This window comes from Microbacterium sp. CFBP 8794 (assembly GCF_014841235.1).
GTDB lineage: Bacteria > Actinomycetota > Actinomycetes > Actinomycetales > Microbacteriaceae > Microbacterium.
In genome coordinates, this window is the sequence record NZ_JACYTT010000005.1 from 151,299 (window position 1) to 169,299 (window position 18,001).

At 70.9% G+C, this 18,001-nt stretch carries 16 protein-coding genes; 13 read left to right on the top strand and 3 right to left on the bottom strand.

Annotated elements, in window-relative coordinates; genetic code table 11:
- Positions 1–25 precede the first annotated feature (25 nt).
- The 3 genes from IFU19_RS14690 to IFU19_RS14700 are packed head-to-tail and all read left to right on the top strand — an operon-like array spanning position 26 to position 3,024.
- The gene (locus IFU19_RS14690) at positions 26–961 is read left to right on the top strand and encodes an ROK family glucokinase (protein WP_055835486.1); all 936 of its coding nucleotides are present in this window, start codon (positions 26–28) and stop codon (positions 959–961) included.
- Between the two features lie 2 nt (positions 962–963).
- Positions 964–1,677 carry a lysophospholipid acyltransferase family protein gene (locus IFU19_RS14695; protein WP_070408134.1) on the top strand — a complete coding sequence of 238 codons (714 nt, stop codon included), beginning with the start codon at positions 964–966 and terminating at the stop codon, positions 1,675–1,677.
- A gap of 9 nt (positions 1,678–1,686) precedes the next feature.
- Complete coding sequence (locus tag IFU19_RS14700) at positions 1,687–3,024, top strand: class II 3-deoxy-7-phosphoheptulonate synthase (RefSeq protein ID WP_055835493.1); 1,338 nt, start codon at positions 1,687–1,689, stop codon at positions 3,022–3,024.
- A gap of 109 nt (positions 3,025–3,133) precedes the next feature.
- Here IFU19_RS14700 and pknB read toward each other — a convergent pair whose 3' ends face one another.
- Positions 3,134–5,083, bottom strand: coding sequence for a Stk1 family PASTA domain-containing Ser/Thr kinase (pknB, locus tag IFU19_RS14705; RefSeq protein WP_055835496.1), 1,950 nt, complete (start codon positions 5,081–5,083; stop codon positions 3,134–3,136).
- Between the two features lie 54 nt (positions 5,084–5,137).
- Entirely contained in the window at positions 5,138–6,160 is a 1,023-nt protein-coding gene (locus tag IFU19_RS14710; RefSeq protein ID WP_192212065.1) for a lytic transglycosylase, read from the bottom strand.
- Between the two features lie 149 nt (positions 6,161–6,309).
- Between IFU19_RS14710 and IFU19_RS14715 the strand changes: the two genes are divergently transcribed.
- Positions 6,310–6,654, top strand: a complete 345-nt coding sequence (locus tag IFU19_RS14715; protein WP_192212066.1) for an Rv2175c family DNA-binding protein — start codon at positions 6,310–6,312, stop codon at positions 6,652–6,654.
- 35 nt (positions 6,655–6,689) lie between these two features.
- On the opposite strand, the gene IFU19_RS14720 is transcribed toward IFU19_RS14715, so the two are convergent.
- A complete protein-coding gene (locus tag IFU19_RS14720; protein WP_055835505.1) occupies positions 6,690–7,781 on the bottom strand; it encodes a polyprenyl synthetase family protein in 1,092 nt (363 codons plus the stop codon).
- Positions 7,782–7,845: 64 nt separating this feature from the next.
- Between IFU19_RS14720 and IFU19_RS14725 the strand changes: the two genes are divergently transcribed.
- The 9 genes from IFU19_RS14725 to ftsW all read left to right on the top strand — a co-directional run bounded on the left by IFU19_RS14725 (position 7,846) and on the right by ftsW (position 17,867).
- Positions 7,846–8,232: a DUF3040 domain-containing protein gene (locus IFU19_RS14725; RefSeq protein ID WP_055937361.1), complete on the top strand. Its 387-nt coding sequence runs from the start codon at positions 7,846–7,848 to the stop codon at positions 8,230–8,232.
- Positions 8,233–8,563: 331 nt separating this feature from the next.
- A complete protein-coding gene (mraZ, locus tag IFU19_RS14730) occupies positions 8,564–8,995 on the top strand; it encodes a division/cell wall cluster transcriptional repressor MraZ (RefSeq protein WP_055835511.1) in 432 nt (143 codons plus the stop codon).
- 99 nt (positions 8,996–9,094) lie between these two features.
- The gene (gene rsmH / locus IFU19_RS14735; RefSeq protein WP_192212067.1) at positions 9,095–10,048 is read left to right on the top strand and encodes a 16S rRNA (cytosine(1402)-N(4))-methyltransferase RsmH; all 954 of its coding nucleotides are present in this window, start codon (positions 9,095–9,097) and stop codon (positions 10,046–10,048) included.
- Positions 10,045–10,698 (top strand): hypothetical protein, encoded by a 654-nt coding sequence (locus IFU19_RS14740; protein WP_192212068.1) that lies wholly within the window; start codon positions 10,045–10,047, stop codon positions 10,696–10,698. Before rsmH ends, IFU19_RS14740 begins: the two co-directional genes overlap by 4 nt.
- A gap of 5 nt (positions 10,699–10,703) precedes the next feature.
- Positions 10,704–12,497, top strand: coding sequence for a peptidoglycan D,D-transpeptidase FtsI family protein (locus IFU19_RS14745; RefSeq protein WP_070408129.1), 1,794 nt, complete (start codon positions 10,704–10,706; stop codon positions 12,495–12,497).
- A gap of 64 nt (positions 12,498–12,561) precedes the next feature.
- The gene (locus IFU19_RS14750) at positions 12,562–13,974 is read left to right on the top strand and encodes a UDP-N-acetylmuramoyl-tripeptide--D-alanyl-D-alanine ligase (RefSeq protein WP_055835523.1); all 1,413 of its coding nucleotides are present in this window, start codon (positions 12,562–12,564) and stop codon (positions 13,972–13,974) included.
- Positions 13,971–15,077, top strand: a complete 1,107-nt coding sequence (gene mraY, locus IFU19_RS14755; RefSeq protein WP_055835525.1) for a phospho-N-acetylmuramoyl-pentapeptide-transferase — start codon at positions 13,971–13,973, stop codon at positions 15,075–15,077. Before IFU19_RS14750 ends, mraY begins: the two co-directional genes overlap by 4 nt.
- Positions 15,074–16,594, top strand: coding sequence for a UDP-N-acetylmuramoyl-L-alanine--D-glutamate ligase (gene murD, locus IFU19_RS14760; RefSeq protein ID WP_192212069.1), 1,521 nt, complete (start codon positions 15,074–15,076; stop codon positions 16,592–16,594). The genes mraY and murD overlap by 4 nt, the downstream gene beginning before the upstream one ends.
- Positions 16,595–16,604: 10 nt before the next feature.
- A complete protein-coding gene (ftsW, locus tag IFU19_RS14765) occupies positions 16,605–17,867 on the top strand; it encodes a putative lipid II flippase FtsW (RefSeq protein ID WP_055835531.1) in 1,263 nt (420 codons plus the stop codon).
- The last annotated feature ends 134 nt before the right edge of the window (positions 17,868–18,001 follow it).

Here is an 18,001-nt window from a genome sequence, read left to right on the forward strand (position 1 = left end):
AGCGGTGGGCCCGGAAGGGAACGCGGTGCAGAACGTCGGCATCGACATCGGGGGCACGAAGATCGCGGGCGGCGTCGTCGACGCCGACGGGACGATCATCGAGAAGCTCCGCGTCGACACCCCCATCGACCCGTCGGCCCTCGTGGATGCCGTGGTCGACATGGCCGACCACCTGCGTCGCGCCCACGAGGTGCACGCCATCGGCGTCGCGGCGGCGGGCTTCATCAGCCGCGACCGCAGCACCGTGATCTACGCGCCCAACATCGACTGGCGCGACGAGCCGCTGCGCGCGCGCCTCGAGCAGCGCCTCGACGCCCCCGTCACCATCGAGAACGACGCCAACGCCGCGGGCTGGGGCGAGTACCGCTTCGGCGCGGGCCAGGGCGTGCGCGACATGGTCATGCTGACGATGGGCACGGGAGTGGGCGGCGCCGTCGTCACCGACGGCGAGCTCTTCCGCGGCGGACACGGCATCGGAGCCGAGCTCGGACACCTGCGCTTCGTGCGCGGGGGACACCCCTGCGGCTGCGGGCAGAACGGATGCCTCGAGCAGTACGCCTCGGGCCGCGCGCTGCAACGCGAGGCGAACGCCATCGCCGACGAGGGCGGGATCGGCGCGGCTCTCGCGGCGGTTCGCGACGAGAAGGGGGCCATCCCCGGTCCCGCCGTCTCGCGACTGGTGCTCGCGGGCGACCCGGGTGCCGTCGAGGCGCTGCGCCGGGTGGCCACGGCCCTCGGCGAGGCCTGCGGAGGCTTCCAGGCGGTGCTCGACCCCGAGGTGTTCGTCATCGGCGGGGGAGTCGCGCAGCTCGGTGCCGACCTGCTGGAACCGGTGAAACTCGCGTACGAGACGTCGCTGCCGGGATACGGTGAACGTCCGGTCGCGGAGTTCGCGATCGCACGCTTGGGCAACGACGCCGGTCTCATCGGGGTCGCCGACCTCGCCGGGAAGGAACGCTGACGATGTTCTACTGGCTCATGAAGTACGTGGTGATCGGACCGATCATCAAGGCGATCTTCCGCCCGTGGATGGTGGGCCGGCGAAACATCCCCGTCGAGGGCGCGGCGATCCTCGCCAGCAACCACCTGTCGTTCTCGGACTCGATCTTCCTGCCCCTGATGATCGACCGGCGCATGGCCTTCCTCGCCAAGAGCGACTACTTCACCGGGCGCGGTCTGAAGGGCTGGGCCACCCGCCTGTTCTTCACCGCCACGGGCCAGTTGCCCATCGACCGCTCCGGCGGCAAGGCGTCGGAGGCATCGCTCAACACCGGTCTCGGCGTGCTCGGCCGGGGCGAGCTGCTCGGCATCTACCCCGAGGGCACCCGCAGCCCCGACGGCACCCTGTACCGGGGTCGCACGGGCATCGCGCGCATGGCGCTCGAGGCGCGCGTCCCCGTCGTCCCGGTCGTCATGGTCGACACCGGCGCCGTCATGCCCATCGGTCAGCGCCTGCCGCGGGTGGGACGCGTCGGCATCGTCATCGGCGAGCCGCTCGACTTCTCGCGTTTCGAGGGCATGGAGGGCGATCGCTACGTGCTGCGGTCGGTCACCGACGAGATCATGGTGGCGCTGCAGCGCCTCGGCGAACAGCGGTACGAAGACGTGTACGCGTCGACCGTGAAGGACCGCCTGGCCACCGCGCAGGCGGCGAAGGCGCCCGCGGCGCGCCACTAGACTTCAGGGGTGAATCAGCAGCTCCACGACCTCGACCACTGGCGAACCCTGCCCATCAAGCAGCAGCCCCAGTGGTATGACGAGGCCGCGGTCGACGCGGCATCCGCAGAGCTGGCGACCCTCCCGCCGCTGGTCTTCGCCGGCGAGGTCGACAATCTGCGCGATCGCCTCGCGCGCGCCGCCGCCGGTCAAGCGTTCCTCCTGCAGGGCGGTGACTGCGCCGAGACGTTCGCCGGCGCGACCGCCGAGCAGATCCGCAACCGCATCAAGACGGTCCTGCAGATGGCCGTCGTGCTCACCTACGGGGCGTCGATGCCGGTGGTGAAGATGGGCCGCATGGCGGGCCAGTTCGCCAAGCCCCGTTCGAGCGACGTCGAGACGCGCGGTGACGTGACGCTGCCCGCCTACCGCGGCGACATCGTCAACGGGTACGACTTCACCGAGGAGTCCCGCAAGGCCGACCCGGCGCGGCTGCTCAAGGGCTACCACACGGCCGCCTCGACGCTGAACCTGATCCGCGCGTTCACGCAGGGCGGCTTCGCCGACCTGCGCGAGGTGCACAGCTGGAACAAGGGCTTCGCCAGCACCCCGGCCAACCAGGCCTACGAGAGCATGGCGACCGAGATCGACCGCGCGATCAAGTTCATGGAGGCCGCCGGCGCCAACTTCGACGAGCTCACGCGCGTCGAGTTCTACACCGGCCACGAGGGTCTGCTCATGGACTACGAGCGCCCCATGACGCGCATCGACTCGCGCACGGGCATGCCGTACAACACCTCGTCGCACTTCCAGTGGATCGGTGAGCGCACGCGCGAGCTCGACGGCGCGCACGTCGACTACTTCTCGAAGATCCGCAACCCCATCGGCGTCAAGCTCGGCCCCACCACGACGGCCGAGACGGCGCTCGCCCTCATCGACAAGCTCGACCCCGAGCGCGAGCCCGGCCGCCTGACGTTCATCACGCGCATGGGCGCCGGCAAGATCCGCGACGCCCTGCCGCCGCTGCTCGAGGCCGTCCGCGATTCGGGCGCCACGCCGCTCTGGGTGACCGACCCGATGCACGGCAACGGCATCACCACGCCCACCGGCTACAAGACGCGTCGCTTCGACGACGTCGTCGACGAGGTGCGCGGGTTCTTCGAGGCGCACCGCTCCGTCGGCACGCACCCGGGTGGCATCCACGTCGAGTTGACCGGCGACGACGTCACCGAGTGCCTGGGCGGCTCCGAGATGATCGACGAGGCCACCCTCGCGACCCGCTACGAGAGCCTGTGCGACCCGCGTCTGAACCACCGGCAGAGCCTCGAGCTGGCGTTCCTCGTCGCCGAGGAGCTCGAGAAGCGCTGAGCCGCGTCTCCGTCGCCTCGACGCCCCCGATCCGCTGTGGTCGGGGGCGTCGTGCGTGTGCGTGTGGTGTCGCAGCCCGCGCCCGCTGATCAGCGCACGGACCCGCGCGCTACAGCGTCGGGGTCAGGGTGATGGTCGAGCCCTGGGGCGCGGTGCCGCCGGCCTTCGGGTTCGTCGCGCGCACCTTGTAGATGTCCCAGTACTTGAACCCGAGCGGCAGTGTGCCGTCGTCGATGCCCGCGTTGACCTGGAATCCGAGGTTCTCGAGCGCGTTCACCGCGTCGCGGATCGTCATGCCCACGATGTTGCCGGGAATCTCCACCGGGCGCGGCCCGATCGAGACAGTCAGGGGAACGGTGTCGCCGGGGCGCCAGTTGCCGCCGCCGTCGCGGTCGCCGATGCCGATGATGTTCCCGGATGCCACGGAGTTGCTGTACTCCTCGGTCGTCGACGTCTCGAGTCCCACGGCGTTGAGCGCCCGCTCGGCCTGCGACTGCGAGCGGCCGGTGACGTCGGGGATCGGCCCGAGCGAGACGACCAGTGAGGCCGCGTCGCCTTCGTAGACCGTGCAGCCCGAGGTGCAGTCGATCGCGTTCGCGCCGGAGCGGGGGATGACCGACGCCGACAGCACGGTGCCGTCGCCGGCATCCGCGAACTCCCGCGTCGGGTCGCCGACGCCCACGACGGCCGCCTGCAGGATGCCGGTGACCTCGTCGGCGCTCTTTCCGGCCAGCTCGGGAATCTGATGGGTCGCGGGCCCGATCGATACGAAGACGGTGACGACCGTGTCTTTGTCGAGTCGTTCTCCCGCGGCCGGATCTGTTCCGACGGTCGTTCCCGCCGGGATCTCACGATCGGTGACCTCTTGCGCCTGTCCGCGCAGGTGCTCCTGGATGAGCAGGGCCTCGGCGTCGGCGTAGCTGCGCTGCGAGACGTCGGGCACGGCGACGAGCGATCCCGGGCCGGAACCGAAGTACCAGCCCGTGCCGGCGGCGCCCGTGGCCAGCAGCAGCACGAGCATGAGCATCCAGATGCCGCGGGCGGTGCGGCGGCGGGTCTTCGTGCGGAGCCGGGCGGCGTTGTCGGGCTCGTCGGCGGGCGCCGACGGCAGGGACGCGGTCTGCGGCAGCACCTTGGTGAGCTCTCGAGACTCCGCCGCGGTCGCCGGGCTCGTCGTGCCGACCGAGACGGCGCGGGCCACCTGCGGGGCGAGGCCCAGTTCCTTCTCGACGGCGCGCAGGCGCTCGAGCATCACCGCGGCGTCGAGCGGCCGGTCGTCGGGCTCGCGCTCGGTCGACCACAGGACGAGCTCGTCGAGCTGCTCGGGGACGGAGGGGTTCTTCGCGCTCGGGCGGGGCACGGAGTCGGTGGCGTGCTGGTAGGCGATCTGCATCGGCTGCTCGCCCTTGTAGGGCTGCTCGCCGGTGAGCATCTCGTACAGCATGATGCCGAGCGAGTAGATGTCGCTGCGGGCGTCGGCGGTGCCGCGCGTGACCAGCTCGGGAGCCAGGTAGGCGATCGTCCCCATCAGCTGGGCGCCGCTGGCGGTGTTCGCCGTGGTGGCTCGGGCGAGACCGAAGTCGCCGATCTTGATGCGGCCGTCCTCGGCCAGCAGCACGTTCTCGGGCTTCACGTCGCGGTGCACGATGCCGGCGCGGTGCGCGGCGGCCAGCCCCGAGAGGATGGCATCCATGATCGTCAGGGTCTGATCGACGGTGAGGCGCTTGTGCTCGCGCAGAAGCTCGCGCAGCGTGATGCCGGGCAGGTACTCCATGACCAGGTAGGCCATCTCGCCGTCCTGGCCCTGGTCGAAGACGTTCACCACGTGCGGGTCGCTCAGGCGCGCCGCCGAGCGGGCCTCCTGGATGAACCGGCTCTGGAACACCGTGTCGTCGCTGAGGTGCCCGTGCATGACCTTCAGCGCGACGCGGCGCTCGAGGCGCAGATCGGTCGCGACGTACACGGTCGCCATGCCGCCGCGCGCAATGCGCGCGCGGACCCGGTACCGGCCGTCGACGAGACGGCCGATCAGCGGGTCGGCCTGCTGACTCGTGCTCACGGGTCGAGTCTACGGAGCGCCCCCTGGGAGCCCGGGCAACGGCTCACCGCCACCTCAGTCGAGAACGGCGAGCCAGGTGGTCGCGGGCTGCTCCCATTGCGCGTAGCGATCGGGGTAGGCCGAGATCTGCACGGCCTGAGCCGCGTCGGCGTACGACAGCTGCTCCCAGCCCCCGATGTCGAGCAGTCCGCGTGTGTCGGAGCCGTTGGGGTCGGCGGATCCGCCGTAGAAGGCCCGGGTCGATCGGTCGCGGTCGAGGATCTGCTCGGGCGAGCCCCACCCCGTGCTGGGCCGCTGCTGGAAGAGACCGCGCGAGTCGCGGTCGCCCCCGTCGAGGTTGCGCAGCCACGACTCCTGCATCGCGGTGCCGAGGGCGATCCGGATGCCGTGATCCGACACGCCGAGCTCCCGCCCGATCCGGATGATGAGGCGCGCGTTCTCGGACTGCTCGGCGTCGAGTCCGGGAGCGGTCGCCGGGGGGAGCGCCGCCGGGGCGGGAGCCGCCGGAGCGGAGCCGGAGGGGATCCGCAGCACCTCGCCGGGGTAGATGATCGACGAACGCGTGAAGTCGTTGGCGGCGAGGACGACGTCGATCGAGACGCCGTGGGCGGCGGCGATCGCCGAGACGGTGTCTCCCGGGCGCACCTCGTAGGTGGGCGTCGGGGCGTCAGCGGGAGCCGCCGGCGGCGCGGCCGCGGCGACGAGGGCGAGGACCTGCCCGGGGCGGATGACGGCGGAGGCGTCGAGCCCGTTGGCCGCGAGCACCGCCGCGGTGTCGAGGCCGTGGGCACGGGCGATGCCCCAGACGGTGTCGCCCGCCTGCACGGTGTAGGTGGCCGATGCCGCGAGCGCGGCCGTGGCGGGGACGTCGAGCGCGCGGGGGGCCGGCGGCAGCGCCGCGAGGGGCGGGGCGGGTGGCGTCGCGTGCGCGGCGTGCTCGCCCGTGAGGGCCAAGGCGATGGAACCGGCCACCGCGGCCGGCCAGATCGCGGCGACCCGCTTTGCCGGGGAGATCTTCGCGGTGGGCGGCGTCGATGCGGCCGGGGCCGGCGCGGCGAGAGAGGGGAGTCGTTGCATGGTGGGGGATGTCCGTTCTTCCGACTTCCTTCGACGCTCGCACGGGCTGTGAGAGATGTCAACGCGTGGGGCTCGTGTGACGCGTGTGACCCGCCCGGGCCTGGCGGCGCCGGCACCACGGCCGGCGCGGAGGGTGAGATAGTGGCATCGTGACCGACACTTCCCCCTATGAGACCGCCTGGCTGACCCTCCCCGATCTGGTGGAGATCCTGGACGAGCCCCTCGGCCGGGTGCGTCGTCTGCTCGACGAGAACTACCTGGTCGGCTCGCGTCGGCACGGTGCGCTGCGTGTTCCCGAGGTCTTCCTGGTCGACGGTCGTCCCCTCGCGTCGCTGCGCGGCACGATCATCGTGCTGCACGACGCCGGGTACGACGAGGACGAGACGATCGACTGGCTGCTGACGCCCGAGGACAGCATCGGCGTCGCCCCCATCGAGGCGCTGCGCACCGGTCGCAAGAGCGAAGTGCGCCGCGTCGCGGCGTCGCTCGCCTGAGCCCACCGCCCGCTCGGGCGCCGGATGTCGCCGCGTCAGGCGGAGCGTTCGGTGGCCGCCCGCGCCAACGCACGCAGTTCGCCGACGGCCGAGGCGCCCAGGCGCGTGTCGGTCAGGGCGGCGTCGGCCCGACGGGCGTAGTCCGCGATGAGCTCCTCGGTGCGAGCCAACGCGCCCGTGTCGACGATCGTGCGCTGCAGGCCCGCGATCCGGTCGGCGTCGAGGGTGGCGTCGCCGAGCAACGCGTCGATCTCGCGGCGTTCGGCCTCGGGCAGCGATTCCCGGGCGTAGGCGACGAGCACGGTGCGCTTGCCCTCGCGCAGGTCGTCGCCGACGGGCTTGCCGGTGACGGCGCTGTCGCCGAACACGCCCAGCACGTCGTCGCGCAGCTGGAAGGCCATTCCCACGTCGTGCCCGAAATGCCCGAGGGCCTCGAGCTGCGCGTCGTCGGCCCCGGCGAGTTCCGCGCCGATGAGCAGCGGCTGCTGGATGCTGTAGCGCGCCGACTTGTACGACGCGATACGCAGTGCCCGCTCGGCGTGGGTGTCGTCGGGGTAGACGACGTGGGCCGACTCTTCGGCGACGTCGAGGAATTGCCCGATCGTGACGTCGCGGCGCATCCGCGCGTAAGCCCGCCGGGTGGCGCCGGCGGTCGCGGCTCCGTCGAGTCCTTCTTCGAGCAGGTCGTCGCTCCAGGCGACGAGGAGGTCGCCCAACAGGATGGCGCCCGAGCGTCCGAAGGTCTCGGGGTCGCCGGTCCACCCGGCTTCGCCGTGCGCGTTCTGCAGGGCGCGGTGCGCGGCCGGCTGACCCCGTCGCGTGTCGGAGTTGTCGACGAGGTCGTCGTGCACGAGGGCCGCGGCGTGGAACACCTCGAGCGACGACGCCACCGCGAGGGCGGCGTCGTCGAGGCCGTGCGCCTCGGGGTGGTCGAGCTCGTCGACCGCGCGCCAGCCGGTGAGGCAGAAGCGCGCGCGCAGGCGCTTTCCGCCGCGGAGGGCGGCGGCACCGGAGCGGGTGAGCGCTTCGGCCTCGGGGCCGAGCATGGCCGCGTACGATAGCTGATCAGAGAGGAACTTGTCGAGTCGCTGGGAAACAGCTTCGATCGGTTCCGGGGAGGCTGGCACGGGCCTAGCCTAGTGATCCACGCCGCGCGTAGAATCGTCCGCACCGAACAACAGAGGGGGATGCATGCCACTCTCCGAACAGGAGCAGCGTCTGCTGGATGAGATGGAGCGCCATCTCATGAGCAACGACACCGATGTCGTCACCGCCCCCAGTCGCGCCCTGAGCTATCGCAACATCGTCCTCGGCTCGATCCTCGTTCTCGCGGGGCTCGGAGCGCTGGTGGTCGGTGTGTCGATCGGCTTCAACACCGGGTTCCTCGGCATCGCCATCGGGGTCGTCGGATTCCTGCTCATGGTGGGCGGCGTCGTCTTCGCCGTCACGCCGATGCGCGGCTCCGCTCCCACGGCGCCCGTCGCCTCCGCACCGGGTGCACGCGCCCCTCGCGCGGCGAGCACGTCGTTCATGGACCGCATGAACGATCGGTGGGACCGCCGCCGCGAAGGGCACTGACCCTCCCGCATCCTGAATCAGCACCGGCTCTTCCGAGCCGGTGCTTTTTCGTGCGCCCGGGGAGCGGGTTGCGACGGAATGGGGCGAGTGGGGGAGTGCCCCTTTTTCGCCGTGCCCCCTCCCTTTTGCTCCACCGGCCGTCTTCACACGGTGTTCGACCGTTCTCGAGCCGCGGAAAGACGCGGATCTCGTCGCGCCGTCGAGGGAGGGCCAGCAACAGTACACGGCGGCATTCCTTCGCGGAAGATCGCAGGATTCGATAGCTAAGTGGAGGGCAGTGGAGTAAAGTGGGGGAAACTTCGCTGGCCGGACGAAGGGGGTGGACGCTCGAATGCTGCTCGGAACGCACAGCCCCAAGCTCGACGACAAAGGGCGCGTCATCCTGCCCGCGAAGTTCCGTGACGATCTCGGAGCCGGAGTGGTGATCACCCGGGGGCAGGACCGCTGCCTCTACGTGTTCAGCACCGAGGAATTCGAGCGCGTGCACGAGCGGATCCGCGAGGCCCCGCTCAGCAACAAGCAGGCCCGCGACTTCCTGCGCATGTTCCTCTCGGGGGCCAGCGCCGAGAAGCCCGACAGCCAGAACCGCATCACCGTTCCCCCGGCGCTGCGCGCCTACGCCGGGCTCGGTCGCGAGCTGGTCGTCACGGGTGTCGGCGCCCACGCCGAGATCTGGGATGCCGAGGCCTGGAACGCCTACGCCGAGAGCAACGAAGACACGTACGCCGAGATGGAGCAGGAGGTGATCCCGGGACTGTTCTGACCCTCCGGCTGTGATGTCCAGCCGCACGCCCTGACGCACTTCCCCGGCGCCAGGTCCTGCGGATGGGCATCAGAGCCCGAGGTTTCGGAGCCCGACATCATGGACATCCGCGACATCCACACCCCCGTTCTTCTCGAACGCTGCGCCGAGCTGCTGGCGCCCGCGCTCCAGCGCCCCGGCTCCGTCTTCGTCGACGGCACGCTGGGCATGGGCGGGCACTCCGAGGCCTTCCTCGAGCGCTTCCCGACGACCCGCCTGATCGGCCTCGATCGCGACACCGACGCCCTGCGCATCGCGGGGGAGCGGCTGGCCCGCTTCGGCGACCGCGTCACCCTCGTGCACACCGTCTACGACGGCATCGCCGAGGCCGTGGCATCCGCGGGGGTGAAGAAGGTCGACGGCATCCTCTTCGACCTCGGAGTCTCGTCGCTGCAGCTCGACGAGGCCTCCCGCGGCTTCGCCTACGCGCAGGACGCCCCGCTCGACATGCGCATGGACCAGACCAGCGGCATCACCGCCGCGCACGTGGTGGCCACCTACGGCGAGGGCGATCTGCGTCGCATCTTCGAGCGGTACGGCGAAGAGAAGCTCGCCGGCCGCTACGCCCGGGCGATCATCGCCGCTCGCGCCCTCGCGCCCCTGGAGCGCTCGGGTCAGCTGGTCGACGTGCTGCAGGCCGCGACCCCCGCCGCCGTGCTGCGTGAGCGCCACCCCGCCAAGCGCGTCTTCCAGGCGCTGCGCATCGAGGTCAACGCCGAGCTCTCGGTCCTCGAACGCACGATTCCCGCGGCCCTCGGCACCCTCTCGGTCGGCGGGCGCATCGTCGTGCTGTCGTACCAGTCGCTCGAGGATCGCCTCGTCAAGCGGGTGTTCGCCGACGCCTCGACCTCGACCGCCCCCCGGGGGCTTCCCGTCGAGCTGCCCGAGCACGCGCCGAAGTTCCGCCTCCTCGTCCGCGGAGCCGAGCTCGCCGGAGACGACGAGCGGGCCGTCAACCCCCGAGCCACCCCCGTGCGTCTGCGCGCGGCCGAGCGAATCCAGGAGGACGCATGAGTGCCACCCAGACCGTCGATGCGGACTTCCTCCCGGATTTCCCGGCGCCGGTGCGCGAACCGCGCCGACTCCACGCCGTCGCCCCCGCGCGTCGCCGCGCTCCGCGCCGCCTGTTCGGCGTGATCGCCGTCACCGGCGCGCTGGCCATCGTGCTCGTGCAGATGGGTCTCGGCATCCTGACCACTCAGAGCTCGTTCGAGATCGCGTCGCTCACCCAGCAGCAGCGCGACCTGACGTACCAGAAGCAGATCCTCGCCGACGACAACGCCGGGCTCAGCTCGCCCCAGTACCTCGCGGCCAATGCCGCCGCCCTCGGCATGGTCATCGACGAGTCGCCGACCTACCTGCGCCTGAGCGACGGCGCCGTCATCGGTAGCGACAAGCCCGCGGACGCCGTCTCGTCGGTGGATGCCATGGGCCGAGGTTCGGTGCGCAACGCCCTGATCGCCGACAAGCCGCTCGTGACCAACCCGCAGGCGCCCGTCGCCCCCGCGGCCGCGGCGCCGACGGACCCCGCGGCGGCGGCGCCGACGGACCCGGCGGCGGCGGCGCCGACGGACCCGGCGGCCCCCACCGACGCCACGCCCCCCGCCGAATCGGCGACACCCCCGTCGATCAGCGACGGTCTGCCGACTCCCGCGACACGATGAGACCCATGACGACGACTACCCACCGGTCCCCTCGGCGTCGCACCGTCGTCGCTCTCGCGATCGTCCTCACCGTCCTGCTCGCCTTCGTGGTGCGCCTCGTCGACATCCAGGTCGTCAACGCGAAGGAGCACGTCGACGACTCGCTCGCCATGGGGCTCCAGAACTCCCGCGTCGAGTACGCCTCGCGCGGCTCGATCGTCGACGAGAACGGCGTGATCCTGGCGTCGAGCGTGAACCGCTACGACGTGCAGGTCGACCCCATGCTCGCGATCAAGGGCGTGACCACCCGCGACGACGACGAGAACGAGACCACGACGGGATGGCCCGAGATCGCCGCGAAGATCGCGGCCGTCACGGGGCAGGATGCCGCCGACGTCGAGGCGAGCGTCACCGACGCCGTCGCCGAGAACCCCGACTCGCGCTACGCGATGATCACCAAGAACGTCTCGACCGAGCAGTACCGCGCGCTGGTCGCCCTCGGTCTGCCGTTCCTGAGCTTCCCGCCCCAGGCCGGCCGCGTGTACCCCGACGGCGCCGTCGGCGGAAACCTCATCGGCTTCGTCGGCAGCGACGGTCAGCCCCTCGCCGGGCTGGAGGCGGCCGACAACGACTGCCTCGCCTCCACCAACGGCAAGGTCGTCTTCCAGCAGAGCCGTGACGGCGTGGTGCTGCCGGGCACCGAGACCGTGGCCGAGCCCGCGGTCGACGGCGGCACGCTCAAGCTCACCGTCGATCGCGACCTGCAGTGGTACATGGGCCAGCTCATCGCCGAGCAGGTGCAGAACACGGGATCGCTGCGCGGCACGATCACCGTCGTCGAGGCCAAGACGGGCAAGATCCGCGCGCTGGCGGAGTACCCCACCGTCGACCCGAACAACCCCACCGCGACCCCGTCGGAAGACCGGGGGAGCCGGGCGTTCTCGAGCCCCTTCGAGCCGGGCTCCACGTTCAAGGCGCTCACCACCGCGATCGGTCTGGACAGCGGCTCGTACACGCCCGAGACGACCGTCACCGCGTCGTCGCGCGAGGTGCTCGGCGGCGACGCCCGCGTCTCCGACGCGTTCTCGCACGGCCCCAACGTCTACACGCCCGCGGGCGTGCTCATCGACTCCTCGAACGTCGGCATCTCGAAGTTCGGCGAGATGATCCCCAAAGAGACGCGCTACGACTACCTGCAGAAGTTCGGCATGGGCTCGCTCAGCGCGATCGACTTCCCGGGCGAATCCGGCGGCATCCTGCACCCGGCCCAGGACTGGGACACGCAGACCTTCTACAACACGACCTTCGGTCAGGGCCTGTCGGTCACCGTGCCGCAGCTCGTGGGCGCCTACCAGACCATCGCCAACGGCGGGCTCAAGATGCCGCTGTCGTTGGTCGAGGGGTGCACCGCCGCCGACGGCACCGTCACCGACGTCCCGTCGACCGAGGGCACGCAGGTGGTCTCCACCGACACCGCGCGGGCGGTGTCGCTCATGCTCGAGAACGTCGCTACCCAGGGGGAGCTGGCCTCGAAGATCGCCATCCCCGGCTACCGCATCGCGATCAAGACCGGAACCGGCGAGAAGGTCGACGAGAACACCGGGGCGTACAAGCCCGACGCGTATTTCACGACCATGATCGGCTTCGCCCCCGCCGACGACCCGCAGTACGTCGTCGCGGTCAACCTCGACGAACCGCGGACGGTAAAATCGTCGGCGGCCACCGCCCCCGCGTTCCAGAAGGCCCTCACGCAGGTTCTCAAGACCTACCGCGTGATCCCGTCCGGAACCACGACCCCCGAACTGCCCAAGTTCGGCTGAGACACCGCCGACGCCGGTCTCGTCTCGGTAACGAATGCGACACGGAAAGGGCGTCCGCACAGCAATGATCTCCACCAGCCTCTCCCACCTCGCCGACGTGCTCGGCGGGCGCCTCGTCGTCCGCGGCACCGACACCCCCGACACCACCGTCTCGGGCGACGTCGACACCGACTCGCGCCTGATCGAGCCCGGCGGCATCTTCGTCGCCAAGCCCGGCGAGGCCACCGACGGCCACCTGTTCGTCGCCGCCGCGGTCGAGCGCGGGGCGGCGCTGGCGATCGTGGAACGCGAGCTCGACGACGCGGTGAGCCAGATCGTCGTCGCCGACGCCGTGGCCGCGCTCAGCGACCTCGCCCGCGACGTCGTGGGTCGCGTGCGCGCCGGGGGAGACCTGCGGATCGTCGGCATCACCGGCTCCAACGGCAAGACGACGACCAAGAACCTGCTGGCCCGCATCCTCTCCGACGAGGGCGACACCGTCTCGCCCCGCGCCTCGTTCAACAACGAGGTCGGCGCTCCTCTCACGATGCTCCGCGTCACCGACGACACCCGCTACCTCGTGAGTGAGTTCGGCGCGAGCGGCCCCGGGGCCATCGCCCACCTCGCCGGCCTCGTCACCCCCGACATCGGCGTCGTGCTGATGGTCGGCATGGCGCACGCCGGGGGCTTCGGCGGCATCGAGTCGACCTTCCACGCCAAGAGCGAGCTCGTGCGGGCGACGCGTCCCGGCGGCCTCGCCGTGCTCAACGCCGACGACCCCCGGGTCGCCGCGATGGAGCCGATCGCGCGCGAGCGCGACCTCGAGGTGCGGTGGTTCGGCCGGGGCGAGCGCGCGCAGGTGCGGGCCGTCGACGTCGAGGTCTCGGCATCCGGCACCCGCGCCGATCTGCTGGTCGACGGCGAGCCCCACACCCTCACACTGCACGTGCTCGGCGAGCACCACGTCATGAACGCCCTCGCGGCCCTCACGGCGGCCATCGCCCTGGGCGTGTCGGCGGCCGACGCGATCGCGCGACTCGAGACCGTCGAGATCGCCGAGCGGTGGCGCATGCAGCCGCTCGGCTCCGACCGGGTGCGCATCATCAACGACGCGTACAACGCCAGCCCCGACTCCATGGCCGCAGCTCTTCGCACCCTCGCGCAGATCACCGGGCCCGACGAGCGCACGGTCGCGGTCCTCGGCGCGATGAGCGAGCTCGGCGAGTACGCCGACGAGGAGCACGATCGCGTGGGCCTGCTCGCGGTGCGCCTGCGCATCCAGCGCATCGTCATCGTGGGGCCCGAGGCGCGGCGCATGTTCCTCGAGGCCATCGCCCAGGGGTCCTGGGACGGCGAGGCGGTCTTCTTCGCCGACGCCGACGCCGCCTACGACTACCTCTCGACCGAACTGCGCGACGGTGACCGCGTGCTGGTGAAGTCGTCGAACTCGGCGGGGCTCCGGCATCTCGGCGACCGTCTGGGAGACTTGTTCGCGTGAGATCACTTCTGACGTCGGCGGCGATCTCGCTGGCCTTCACCCTCTTCCTCACCCCGGTGTTCCTCCGGTGGTTCCGGAAGTGGGGCTGGGGTCAGGTCATCCGCACGCCCGAGAACGTGCACAACCCCTCGCACGGGGCCAAGCGCGGCACGCCCACCATGGGCGGCACGATCTTCATCCTCGGCACGATGATCGGCTACTTCATCGGCTCGTACGCGGGCAACAACCCGCCCACGATCTCGGGCCTGCTCGTGCTGTGGCTCATGCTCGGCTTCGGCGTGGTCGGCTTCATCGACGACTACATGAAGATCCGCCAGCAGCGCAGTCTCGGCCTCTCGGGCTGGCGCAAGATCGCCGGCCAGGTCATCGTCGTCGTCCCCTTCGCGATCGTGGCGCTGAACGCCCGGAACGCCTTCGGCCAGGCCCCCGCGTCCGAGTACATCTCGGTCTTCCGCGACATCCAGGTGCTGTCGCTGTTCGCCCTCGGCCCGATCCTCGGGTGGCTGCTGTACCTCGCGTGGATCTCGCTCATCGGCACGGCGGCGTCGAACTCCGTCAACGTGGCCGACGGCCTGGACGGGTTGGCCGCGGGATCGGGCATCTTCGTCGTCGGCGCCTACAGCCTGATGGCCTTCTGGCAGAACAAGCAGATGTGCGCTGACGTGCTCGACGCGTCGGTGCAGGCCGGATGCTATGCCGTCCGCGACCCGTTCGACCTCGCCATCGTCTCGGCGTCGTTCGTGGGCGCCCTGGTCGGATTCCTCTGGTGGAACGCCCCCAAGGCCAAGGTCTTCATGGGCGACTGCGGGTCGATGGCCATCGGCGGCGTCATCGCCGCGATGGCGATCTTCACCCGCACCGAACTGCTGCTCGTGCTCATCGCCGGCGTCTACGTCATCGCGTCGGGGTCGGTCATCCTGCAGCGCGCGTACTTCAAGATCACGCGCGGCAAGCGCCTGTTCCTCATGAGTCCGCTGCACCACCACCTCGAGATGAGGGGGTGGCCTGAGGTCACCATCGTGGTGCGCATGTGGATCATCGCGGGGCTCCTCGCCGTCTCCGGCATCGGTTTCTTCTACGTCGAATGGCTCGCACGCGTATGACCTCTCTCGCCTCCCTCACCAGCTGGCACGCCGACTGGAAGGGTCTGCGCGTCGTCGTGCTCGGCCTGTCGGTCACCGGGTTCTCGGCCGCCGACACGCTCAGCGAGCTGGGCGCCGACGTGCTCGTGGTGACCGAGCGGGCGGATGCCGAGTACTCGCGGTTGCTGCCCGTGCTCGGCGTGCGGCTGCACGAGGGCCCGCTCGACACCGTCCCGCACGAGCTCACCGCGTTCGCGCCCGACGTGGTCGTGGCCTCGCCCGGATTCGCGCCCCACCACCCCGTCATCCGGTGGACTCAGGAGCAGGGCATCGCGCTCTGGGGCGACGTCGAGCTCGCGTGGCGCGTGCGCGACAAGGTGGTGCGTCCCGACGGCCGCCCCGCCGACTGGGTGCTCATCACCGGCACCAACGGCAAGACCACCACGACCCGGCTCACGGCCGAGATGCTCGTGGCGGCGGGCCTGCGTGCCGCTCCCGTGGGCAACATCGGCACCCCGGTGCTCGACGCCGTGCGCGATCCCAACGGGTTCGACGTGCTCGTCGTCGAGCTGTCGAGCCACCAGCTCTGGTACCTCAACCTGCAGACCGGCGACGACGCGCTGTCGCCGCACGCGGCGGTGTGCCTCAACCTCGCCGACGACCACCTCGAGTGGCACGGCGGGGCCGACGCCTACCGCGACGCCAAGGCCGGTGTCTACGCCCGCACGCGTGTGGCCTGCGTCTACAACAAGGCCGACGACGCCACCCGCGAGATGGTCGAAGACGCCGAGGTCGTCGAGGGCGCCCGCGCCGTCGGCTTCGACCTGGGCGTTCCGGGGCCGAGCGACGTCGGTGTGGTCAACGGCATCCTGGTCGACCGCGCCTTCCTCGAGGAGCGCGCCACCTCGGCCCTCGAACTGACGACCGTCGCCGACCTGGCCGCCCGCGGCCTCGCCGCCCCCCACGTCGTCTCCAACATCCTCGCCGCGAGCGCCCTCGCGCGCTCGCTCGGCGCGACGCCCGCGCAGATCCACGACGCGCTCGAGCGGTTCCGTCTCGATCCGCACCGCATCCAGGTCGTCGGCGCCCACGCGGGCGTCACCTGGGTCGACGACTCGAAGGCGACCAACCCGCACGCGGCGGCCTCGTCGCTCGCCGCGTACCCGGGCTCGGTCTGGATCGTCGGGGGTCTGCTGAAGGGCGTCGACCTCGGCGAACTCGTCCGCGCCCGCGGTGGTGCGGTGCGCGCCGCGATCGTGATCGGCACGGTGCGCGACGATATCGTCGCGGCGTTCGCGCGACACGCCCCCGCGGTGCCGCTGTTCGAGGTCGACCACGCCGAGACTGAAGACGTCATGGCGCAGGTCGTGGAACTGGCGGCGGCCGTCGCCCGGGACGGAGACACGGTTCTCCTCGCCCCGGCAGCGGCGTCGTTCGATCAGTTCTCGTCCTACTCCGACCGCGGCGAACGCTTCGCCGACGCGGTGCGGACGTGGATCTCGCGGCACGACGACGGACCATCTCGACCGCAGGACTGAGGGGACACGCGTGACCACGACGGCGCCTCGTTCCCGGCAGACCCCCGACGAGCCCGCCCGCGCGGGTCTCGCGGCGCGGGTGTCGCTCGGTCGGGCCTTCCGGCCGGTGCCGAGCGAGTTCCTGCTCATCACGTCGGCGGCGCTCCTGCTCACCGGCTTCGGCCTGGTGATGGTGCTGTCGGCCACCTCGGCCCTCGACGGCGCGCAGAGCCCGTTCGAGCACGTGCTCAAGCAGGGCGTGTTCGCCGTCATCGGCATCCCGCTCATGTTCGTGCTCAGCCGCGCTCCGCTGAAGTTCTGGAAGCGCATGGCGTGGCCGGCCTTGATCCTGGCCACGATGTTCCAGCTGCTGGTGTTCACCCCGCTGGGCATCTCGGCCAACGGAAACCGCAACTGGATCAACCTCGCGGGTATCCAGGCCCAGCCCGCGGAGTTCCTCAAACTCGCGCTCGCGCTGTGGCTGGGCTACGTGCTCTTCCGCAAGCAGACGCTGCTCGGCAACTGGCGCCACGTCTTCATCCCCATCGTTCCGGTGGGGGCGCTCGTCATCGCCACCGTCATGGGGGGCAAAGACCTCGGCACCGCGATGATCCTCGTGCTCGTGCTGCTCGGGGCGCTGTTCTTCTCGGGGGTGCGACTGCGCATCTTCCTGCTGCCGGCGATCGGTGCGATCGGGGCGGTGGCGATGCTCGCCATCACCAGCGCCGACCGCATGCGGCGCATCATGAGCTTCCTCGACCAGGACTGCATCGCGAACTACCTCGGCGACTGCTACCAGCCGCTGCACGGCATCTGGGGTCTGGCCGCCGGGGGAGTGTTCGGGGTGGGCCTGGGCAACTCGGCCGAGAAGTACGACTGGCTCCCGGCCGCGGCGAACGACTACATCTTCGCCATCGTCGGCGAGGAGCTCGGTCTGATCGGCTGCATCGTCGTGCTCGCGCTGTTCGCGCTCTTCGCCGTGGGGGCGTTCCACATCATCCGCCGCACCGACGACCCGTTCGTGCGCATCGTGTGCGGCGCGATCACCATCTGGATCATCGGCCAGGCCCTGATCAACGTCGCGGTCGTGCTGCGCGTGTTCCCCGTGCTGGGTGTGCCGTTGCCGTTCATGTCGCAGGGTGGAACCTCGCTGCTGTCGGTGCTCATCGCCTGCGGCGTGCTGCTGTCGTGCGCGCGCACGCTGCCCGACCGCCGCGCCGTCGCCGAGCTTCCCGCGCGCGCCCCGCGGCGCCGTGCGGCGACCGCCCCGGCGACGAAGACCCGCACGCGCTGAGACGCGGGGAGTCGGCGCCGGGCCGCACCGCGCCGTCCGGAACGCGCTCCCGCGTCTCTGAGTAGGCGAACAGCCCACCCGGCGTCCGCCCCGCGCCGCCCGGAACGCGCTCCCGCGTCGCTGAGCAGGCGAAC